Origin of the sequence: Carboxydothermus islandicus (genome assembly GCF_001950325.1) — a bacterium.
GTDB classification, from domain to species: Bacteria; Bacillota; Z-2901; order Carboxydothermales; family Carboxydothermaceae; genus Carboxydothermus; species Carboxydothermus islandicus.
The window spans coordinates 1-8,876 of record NZ_BDJL01000040.1 but is presented as its reverse complement, the minus strand read 5'-3'; the positions used below and the strand labels follow the sequence as shown (position 1 = coordinate 8,876).

Genomic DNA, 8,876 nt, shown 5'->3' with positions numbered 1-8,876 from the left:
GTCTTTAACAAATCTTCTTTTTTAGTAATTAATATTACATCCTCCCCTGTAACGTTGTTGGGCAGTTCATTTACCAAGTGAGTATTTACAAAATTTTTTAAAATAAAATCAAGTTCATTATCAAAAAAATAAATATTTTTTGCGTCCCGCAATCCCCGAAAAAACAGTTCCGAATTTAAAAAGTAATCAACTTTTTCCCCTACCAAAACCCGGCAGGTAAGCGAATTACTCATTAGCATCCCGCCTGATTTCCTCCAGTATTTTTTGGGCACCTTTTGTTAAAAGTTCTTCGGCTAAATTAATCCCCACCTTTTCCGGGTCTTCAATCATTCCCTCTTTTTCACCTTTAATAACTAACTTCCCATCTAAACTGGCAACAACACCCTTCAAAAGAAGTCGGTTTTCTTTAACTTCACAATAGGCTCCAATGGGAATTTGACATCCACCTTCCAAGCGCTTTAAAAAGGCCCTTTCTGCTCGAATAGCCCGGTTTGTTGCAAAATGATCAATAGGTTTTAAAAGCTCTTCGATAAAAGGATCATCGGCACGGATTTCCACCCCTATCGAACCTTGACCAACCGCCGGTAAACAGAGATCAAAACTTAACATCTCTGTAATTTTATCCTCAAAACCCAATCTTTTCACACCGGCGTAGGCTAAAATAATACCATCTAAATCCATTTCCTCCATTTTACGAAAGCGTGTAGTTAGGTTCCCGCGCAGAGGTATGGCTTGTAAATCCGGTCTTACAGCTAAAATTTGGGCAATCCGTCGCAAACTGCTGGTACCAATTCTCGCCCCTTCAGGTAGTTCCAAAAACCTGTAACCCTTGGGAGAAATAAAAACATCTCCCGGGTATTCCCTTTCACAAAACGCGCCAATTTTCAAGCCTTCGGGCAAAACCGTTGGTAAGTCTTTCATGCTATGGACAGCCATATCTATGGTTTTATTTATTAAAGCATGTTCTAATTCTTTGGTAAAAAGACCTTTATCTCCTATTTTAGCTAATGCTACGTCTAAGATCTTATCCCCTTTTGTTTTCATGGTCACAATTTTAAAATTTATTTCGGGGTAAATTTTGTTTAGTCTTTCCACTACCCAATTTGTTTGCCATAAAGCTAAGGCGCTATCTCGACTCCCCACAATAACTTCTTTCTTCATCGCTTTCCTCCATTTCTGCGCTCGAATGGCTGAAATTTTTCGGACGTTCCCCTTCAACTTGTAAGTCAAAGAGGTTTTGCAGGATTTCGGTGTACAAATGACCCTGAGGAGTTAAAGCATACTGCTTTAACTTCACTATTGGTGTATGCAGTAATTGATTAATAATAGTATGAGCAAGGGCACAAACGATATTTTTTTCCCGTTCACTAATATTTCCCAGTTTATTTAAAGCTTTGGTAACCTCTTTTTCTTTGATCTCCTCGGCTTTTTTCTTAAGGGCTACAATGGTTGGGACTACAAACTGGGTGCTATGCCATTCAATAAAAGCTTTTAGTTCAGTTTCAATGATGTTTTCAGCCATTTCAGCTAATTTTTTTCTTTCTTCCAAATTTTTGGTGACCACATTTTGCAATTTATCAATGTCATGGAGATAAACATTCGGAAGTTGGGCTATTTCGGGATCAATATCCCGGGGAACTGCTATGTCTATTAAGTATAACGGATGCTGCCTGTTTTTAATAACTGACTCTAATTGCTCTTTATGGATAATCAGGTGAGGTGCCCCGGTACAGCTTATTACCAAATCCACTTCGGCAAGAATATCATAGATTTTGGCAAAAGGAACAGCTATTCCATTAAACTCCCGGGCAAATTGTTCGGCTTTTTCAAAGGAACGGTTAGCAACAATGATTTCTTTAATTCCATAGTAATTTAAATGCTTCGCCGTTAAACTACTCATTTTTCCGGCACCAATTAAAAGCGCCTTCTTGTCCTTTAAGCTGCCAAAAAATGAACACGCCAGTTGAACTGCGGCATAACTAACCGAAACGGGATTTTTGTCAATGCCAGTTTCGGTTCGGACTTTTTTGCCCACAGTTATAGCGTGTTGAAACAGGGTATTTAATATTTTATTGGACGCTTTTAAAGATGAGGCTTTTAAAAATGCATCGCGGACCTGACCCAAGATCTGGGTTTCTCCTAAAATCATGGAATCAAGGCCTGATGCTACGCGAAAAAGATGCTGAACAGCATCATACAATGTATAATTGTAAGTATAATTCTTTATATCTGACAACGATAAGCCGGCCCAATTAGCCAAAAATTCCCTTACCACTTTTAATCCGGTATCAACATCTAAAGACGCCACATAAACCTCAGTACGGTTGCAAGTAGAAAGTATAACCGAACCATCAATGGAAGGATAAGACAGCAACGTGGAAAAAGCTTCTTTTAATTGGTGGTCGGAAAAAGATAACTTTTCCCGCACCTCAACCGGAGCAGTCCTGTGATTTACCCCCACAACCACTAAATACATACTAAACGCGCTCCTTTATCTAAGGATTAAATACATTTTTCACAAATTATTTCTACATATTAATTAAATTTCCTGCTAATATTTAATAATTTCTTTGCACGATAAATTGAGCAATTTCTAAAAAAGTATCTTTCACCGGGGACTTAGGCACCAAATCAAAAGCAGAAATTGCCTTTTCAATATAATTTTTTGCCCAGGCATATGCTTCACTGATACCACCAAGGTTTTTTATCTCTTTGATTATTTGCTCAATGTTAGCATTATTTTGGGGAAGATTTTGTAATTCCCGCCAAAGCTCGTGCTTCTTATCCCTTTTCAAAGCCAGGAGCACCGGTAAGGTTATTAATCCTTGCCGTAAATCACTACCTACCGGTTTTCCTAAAACCTTTTCATCAGCAGTAAAATCTAAAATATCATCGACAATCTGAAAAGCCATCCCAACATATAAACCATACTGTTTTAACGCATAAACAACCCGTGGTGAAACGTTGGCCATGATTCCACCAAGTTCACAGCTTGCAGATAGTAACAAAGCTGTTTTTCGTTTAATCTTAATCAAATATTCTTTTATACTGGTAGAAATGTTTTTTGCGCCGTTTAACTGTTGAATTTCACCGGCAGTCATTTTAACGCTTACCTCAGCTAAAACTTTAGCCACGTAATTATTTTTACAAGCGTCGATTAAAAGTAACGATTTAGCAAATATTCGGTCGCCAATGTGTATTGACATCTTATTTCCCCAATTAGCTTTAACCGTAGGAAGACCGCGGCGAAGCATGGAATTATCAACAACATCGTCGTGAACTAAAGTAGCCATATGAATAAGTTCCAAAGCCACAGCTAAAGGTTTAACTTTCTCGAAATCATAATCGCCAAGCTTTGCTGCCAATAGAGCAAAAGCAGGTCTTAATCTTTTTCCTCCGGCTTTTAATAAGTGCATGGCAGGGTCGTGTAAAAATTCGTTCCTTTCACTAACTTCATTAATCAACTCTTGTTCAATTTTTCTTAAATCCTCTTTTACAAGTTCAAACAATTTCTTTTCCTCCATTTTTAAACTTACAAGAATACTTGGTAAAAAATACTTGGTAAAATATAAAGAAGTATTCTTCCTTTAATGTCCAAAATCCTTCTATGATTTTGACTAATGAGTAATTTTATTATATAATAAATTTTGCAGTGACAAAAGCGGGAGTGACTGGGTCCTGGTGGGCCCCGCGGGCTTCAAACCCGTTGTTGGGCGGCAAAACCGTCCATGGTAGGTTCGATTCCTATTCACTCCCGCCAGGCAAAAAACTACCGGTCCTTAGGTGGACCGGTTTTTTATTAATTATCTTCTTTATTCGAATCTAAAAATTTAGGAGTGGTAGTTTTTAAGCCCATTGGCAATTTTTCTCTTTCAGCCGAAATTCCTTCCCGTGTTTGATTTACCTTTCGCCAAAACTGTTCCCGCTTGGTTTCCAGTAATTCTCCGTAATGATCTGGTTTTTGGGGCCTCATTTTTACAACCTCCTTTGCTAATAGTATTAACCAAATCCTTAAAGAATTTTTCGTGAATGCTTTTCACCATTGTAGGTAAATAATACATGTTTTCTATCCACTACCGTTTCTAAGTGAACCGGCTTACCCCAAAGTTCATAAACATACGGTAGGGTTCTTTCTAAGTAATGAATGTCTAATTCGATACCTTCATAACGATGTCTTAGATAAAGTTCACCGTTTTTTCCGTAATCACCGTCTAAAATTTCAATATAAGGAAACCCGCAATTATTTAAACTTAAAACTAAGTTATCTCTTATTTTTTCCCAAGATTTTTCCGTAACCCGCCATTCGCCCCCCACCTTTTGAAAATTATACAAATCAAGTTCTTCCGCTAACTCTTCCGTTAAATAATTACGGATAAACGAAACATCAGAATCAATTTCTCTTACTTCAAAAATCATATCCCTCCCAAACCTTTTTTCAATATTCTCAAAAATTTTCAAACCCAAAAGATAGGGGTTTATACTAAATCGAGACGGGTACAGGATTTGCGAATTTAATTTAGCAAATTCGATACTTTCGTCTTCCGTTAAATCTAACTCACGCATGATTCTAATGTGCCAGTATGCTGCCCAACCTTCATTCATAATCTTTGTCTTTAACTGGGGCCAAAAATATTTCATTTCTTCGCGTACCATAAAAATCATTTCCCTTTGCCATTCTTCCAAATACCTACTATTACGTCCGATAAAACCTAAAAGGTCTTTTACAGGCTTTCTTTCATTTTTTTCGTTTTCCCTCTTTTCATTATTAGTTTCAAACCAGATGTCAGCATATGGATTATTTACTTCCTTAATTTTTTTATTTGAAGATTGTTCTTTTATTGTCCCTTCATAGGGATCTATATGTTCTTCGATAGAAAGAACAGCATCTAAAAATTTTTCTACTTTTTCTTTACCATAACGAAAAGAAAACTCATCAATTCTCCGGGCATGTACTGACATGGTTTCCAGCATTTTCCGATTAGTATTTTTAAAATGCCAGTTATTTTTAAAAAAGTCTGAATGACCGTAAACATGGGCTATTACCAGTTTATTTTGGACCAAAGAATTACCTTCCAGCAAAAAAGCATAGCAGGGATTGGTATTGATGACCAATTCATAAATTCTACTTAGGTTGTAGTCATACTGAGTTCTCATTTTTTGATACGCTTTACCAAAAGTCCAGTGGGAAAAGCGGGTGGGCATACCGTATGCCCCAAAGGTATAAATAATTTCCGCCGGACAAATTTCAAAGCGCATAGGGAAAAAATCAAGGCCAAATCCCAAAGCAATCTTTTCAATTTCTTCCGCTGCTTTTTCCAGACATATCAACTCGTCCATTAACCTTCCCCCAAACCTAAACATCCTTTTTTAAAAAAGCTTTTAGGGCTTGATATACACCAACTTTATCTCTTAGAGAGGTCATGACAAAGTTAGGGCTGTTTATCTTACTAAATTCCTTTTTTAAAGTTGCAGTGTAATAATAAGGTCCTTCAATTTCTCCGTAACCGACTATATTACACACCTTTAAGAGCTCGTTCACGAGCAGTAAACACCTTTCATTATCTGAAGATAAATTATCCCCATCCGAAAAGTGAAACGCATACAAATTGTATTGCTGCGGATTATAACGATGTTTAATTATGTCTAACGCCAATTGATATACCGAAGAGCATTTGGTACCTCCGCTTTCACCCTTGGTAAAAAACTCCTTTTCCGTAACTTCTTTGGCTTCGATATGATGGGATAAATAAACAATTTCTACATTTTGATATTTTAATTTTAAAATTCTCACCAACCAGAAGAAAAAAGTTCGGGCAATGTATTTCTCAAAAGGCCCCATGGAACCTGAACTATCCATCATGGCAATTATTACTGCATTGGACTCGGGTCTTTGCTCTTCATCCCAGGTCTTAAACCTTAAATCTTCTTGGGTGATTTGATAAAGATTTTCACTATTTTTTAAAAGATTTCTTTTTAAAGCTTCATAAACTGTCTTTTTCCGGTCAATATTACCTATTAATCCTTTTTTTCTAACATCGCGAAAATCGTAACTTTCATGGTTTATTTCATCTTTACTTTTGTTTTTTAAATGGGGAAGTTCTAAATCTTCTAAAAGAATTTCCGTTAATTCATCGATCGATACTTCCGCTTCATAGTAATCATAACCGGGTAAATCTCCTGCTCCTTTGCCCATGCCACCCTTGGCACTCCCACTTTCTTTACCTAAAACGTCTCCAACTTTTGTACCCCCATTTCCCTGACCGGTATGTTTTTGTTTATTAAAATCGTAGCGAAAGTGATAATGTTCAATACTGCGAATGGGAACCTTGATGATTTTTTTGCCATCGCTCATGATTATGGCTTCATCACTTAAAATTTCCGGCAGGTTTTTTTTGATAGCTTCCCGTACTTTTTCCTGATGCCGTTCTTTATCCAATTCCCCTTTGCGGTGAAGACTCCAGTCTTCTCTGGAAATTATAAAATTTCCCATTTTCCCCACCTACCTGTTTAACAAACTCCCCACATATTTCAAAAGTTCATTGGCACAAACCGGACAATAACCGTGGTGGTTAATAAGTCTTTCGCCTACTTCGTTTAACTTTTTCAGTTGCTGGGCATCCGGCGTTTTAGTGGAAGTTGTTATCTTTACCACATCTTTCAAATCAGCAAAAAGTTTTTTTTCAATAGCTTCTTTTAAACGCTCATGCGCGTTATAATCAAAAACTTTACCTTTACGGGCATAAATCGATAGCCGAATTAATATTTCCTCCCGAAAACTCTTCTTGGCCGTTTCCGAAATACCTATTTGCTCCTCAATTGAGCGCATTAACTTTTCATCCGGGTCTAATTCTTCGTCGGTAATGGGATCTTTTAGTTTCGTCCCATTGCAATAGGCTTCAACATTATCCAAATAATTGTTAAATAAGTTTTTAGCCGACTCTTCAAAGGAGTAAACAAAAGCTTTTTGGACCTCTTTCTTGGCAATTTCATCATATTCCTTTCTAACTAAAGAAACTAAATTTAAATACCTTTCTTTTTCCTCTTTGGTTATGGACGGGTGCTGATCTAAACCATCTTTTAAGGCCCGCAAAACATCCAAAGGATTTATACAGGCAGTATCGGTTTTAATTAAAGCTGAAGAAAGCCTATTTATTACATACCGGGGGTCAACTCCGGACATACCTTCTTCTTCTACTTCGTTTTGTAACTCGGCCACATCTTTGGGCACAAATCCTTCCACATGTTCACCGTCATAAAGCTTCATTTTCTTGATTAAATCCATCCCCTGCTTTTTACTCTCTTTTAATCTTGATAAAACCGAAAACATAGCAGCTACCCGCAGGGCATGGGGCGCAATATGAATATTGGTTAAATCGCTTTGTTTAATTAATTTTTCATAAATTTTTACTTCCTCGGAAACTTTTAAGTTATAGGGAATTTTTATAACGATCATCCGGGAAAGCAATGCTTCATTTTTTTTGTTGCTGATAAACGCCTTATATTCCGCTTCATTGGTATGGGCAACAATTAGCTCATCGGCATAAATTAAGGCAAATCGCCCGGCTTTAAAATTCCCTTCCTGGGACAAACTCAGTAAGTTCCATAAAAATTTTTCATCACACTTTAACATTTCTTGAAATTCCATAATCCCCCGGTTGGCGATATTTAACTCACCATCAAAACGATAGGCCCGGGGATCGGATTCAGCTCCGTATTTGGGTAGGGCGCTAAAATCAACACTCCCGGTTAATTCTGCTATATCTTGAGATTTAGGATCCGAAGGAGAAAAAGTTCCAATCCCAACACGTTTTTCTTCCGAAAGAAAAATCCGCTCTACTCTTACTTCTTCAATATTTCCCTGGTATTCTTCCTCAAGCATTACCTGACATCTGGGACATAGCTCACCTTCGATATATACTCCAAACTCTTTTTCAAAATCTTCTCTCAATTCTTTAGGTATTAAATGGAGAGGTTCTTCATGCATTGGGCAACCTTTGATAGCGTATAAAGCCCCCTCCTCGGTCCGACTGTACTTTTCTAACCCCCGTTTTAATAATGTTACCAATGTTGATTTACCTCCGCTCACCGGACCCATGAGGAGCAATATCCTTTTGCGAACATCAAGCCTTCGGGCTGCCGGATGAAAGTATTCTTCTACCAATTTTGCCAAGGTTTTATCCAAACCAAAAAGTTCCGAGGCAAAAAAGCGGTATTTTTTTCCTTCCCCGGTATTCTCTATACCATGAGATTTAATCATGTTATATATACGGCTGTGAGCAAGCTGAGCAACATACGGCCGCTTTTTAACTATTTCTAAATATTCTTTAAAACTGCCCTCCCAGGCAAGTTCCTTTTCTCTTTTTTTGTAAGCCTCAAGTTTTTCTAAAAACTCCATGGGCTTACCTCCCTTCGTGTTATTACATTATATGCAAAATGATTTTTAAATAAGCAAGCTTCATCAAACAAAAATACCGGCAAAAGCCGGCATTAGTCTATTAATTTAACCACAATTAAGTTTTTATCTAAAAGGTCCCAGGATTTTGTTTCAAAAACCTGGGTAAAAAGATACCGTACTTCCTCTCCTTCGCAAAAAGTGATTAAATAAACCACTTTTAAACCCCCGTAAATGTTTTCTTTGGTAAATATATATGTATACAAAATCCATTTATGCTATAAAGATAAGATAAAAAAAACCGCCCATTTTGGCGGTCCGAATTAACGGTAGTTCGTAAACTGTAAAACGAGCCCAAAATCTTTTTCCTGACTTTGTCAGTTAAAATCTTGGAACCCTTGAAAAATGGGCATTTTTATCCCTAAAGATGCGCAAATTGTACCTACACACCTACCAGGTGAACTCTTTTGCATCTTCCAGGGGC

Annotated in this window: 9 protein-coding genes and 1 tRNA gene; 1 reads left to right on the top strand and 9 read right to left on the bottom strand. The window is 37.3% G+C overall.

All coding sequences use genetic code 11. The features are described 5' to 3' along the window. The 4 genes from ciss_RS07200 to ciss_RS07185 form a co-directional block, all read right to left on the bottom strand. The coding region (locus tag ciss_RS07200) for a hypothetical protein (protein WP_143298506.1) at window positions 1–233 on the bottom strand (233 nt) is incomplete at its 3' end. Then, window positions 226–1,161: a hydroxymethylbilane synthase gene (hemC, locus tag ciss_RS07195; protein ID WP_075865611.1), complete on the bottom strand. Its 936-nt coding sequence runs from the start codon at window positions 1,159–1,161 to the stop codon at window positions 226–228. The genes ciss_RS07200 and hemC, both read right to left, overlap by 8 nt. After that, window positions 1,127–2,476 (bottom strand): glutamyl-tRNA reductase, encoded by a 1,350-nt coding sequence (gene hemA, locus ciss_RS07190; RefSeq protein WP_075865610.1) that lies wholly within the window; start codon window positions 2,474–2,476, stop codon window positions 1,127–1,129. The genes hemC and hemA overlap by 35 nt, the downstream gene beginning before the upstream one ends. Window positions 2,477–2,558: 82 nt before the next feature. Next, the gene (locus ciss_RS07185) at window positions 2,559–3,509 is read right to left on the bottom strand and encodes a polyprenyl synthetase family protein (RefSeq protein WP_235837268.1); all 951 of its coding nucleotides are present in this window, start codon (window positions 3,507–3,509) and stop codon (window positions 2,559–2,561) included. A 154-nt stretch (window positions 3,510–3,663) separates the two neighbouring features. Here ciss_RS07185 and ciss_RS07180 point away from each other — a divergent pair. Next, a tRNA-Sec gene (locus tag ciss_RS07180) sits at window positions 3,664–3,760 on the top strand. Between the two features lie 39 nt (window positions 3,761–3,799). On the opposite strand, the gene ciss_RS13315 is transcribed toward ciss_RS07180, so the two are convergent. The 5 genes from ciss_RS13315 to ciss_RS13685 form a co-directional block, all read right to left on the bottom strand. Then, window positions 3,800–3,973 carry a hypothetical protein gene (locus tag ciss_RS13315; protein WP_166504001.1) on the bottom strand — a complete coding sequence of 58 codons (174 nt, stop codon included), beginning with the start codon at window positions 3,971–3,973 and terminating at the stop codon, window positions 3,800–3,802. Between the two features lie 38 nt (window positions 3,974–4,011). Continuing rightward, on the bottom strand, window positions 4,012–5,337 hold the full coding sequence (locus ciss_RS07175; protein ID WP_075865608.1) for a SpoVR family protein: 1,326 nt from the start codon (window positions 5,335–5,337) through the stop codon (window positions 4,012–4,014). Window positions 5,338–5,353: 16 nt separating this feature from the next. Beyond that, window positions 5,354–6,490 carry a sporulation protein YhbH gene (gene yhbH / locus ciss_RS07170; RefSeq protein WP_075865607.1) on the bottom strand — a complete coding sequence of 379 codons (1,137 nt, stop codon included), beginning with the start codon at window positions 6,488–6,490 and terminating at the stop codon, window positions 5,354–5,356. A gap of 9 nt (window positions 6,491–6,499) precedes the next feature. Then, window positions 6,500–8,395, bottom strand: coding sequence for a PrkA family serine protein kinase (locus ciss_RS07165; RefSeq protein WP_075865606.1), 1,896 nt, complete (start codon window positions 8,393–8,395; stop codon window positions 6,500–6,502). A 92-nt stretch (window positions 8,396–8,487) separates the two neighbouring features. After that, window positions 8,488–8,610 carry a hypothetical protein gene (locus ciss_RS13685; RefSeq protein WP_268874206.1) on the bottom strand — a complete coding sequence of 41 codons (123 nt, stop codon included), beginning with the start codon at window positions 8,608–8,610 and terminating at the stop codon, window positions 8,488–8,490. Between the last annotated feature and the right edge of the window lie 266 nt (window positions 8,611–8,876).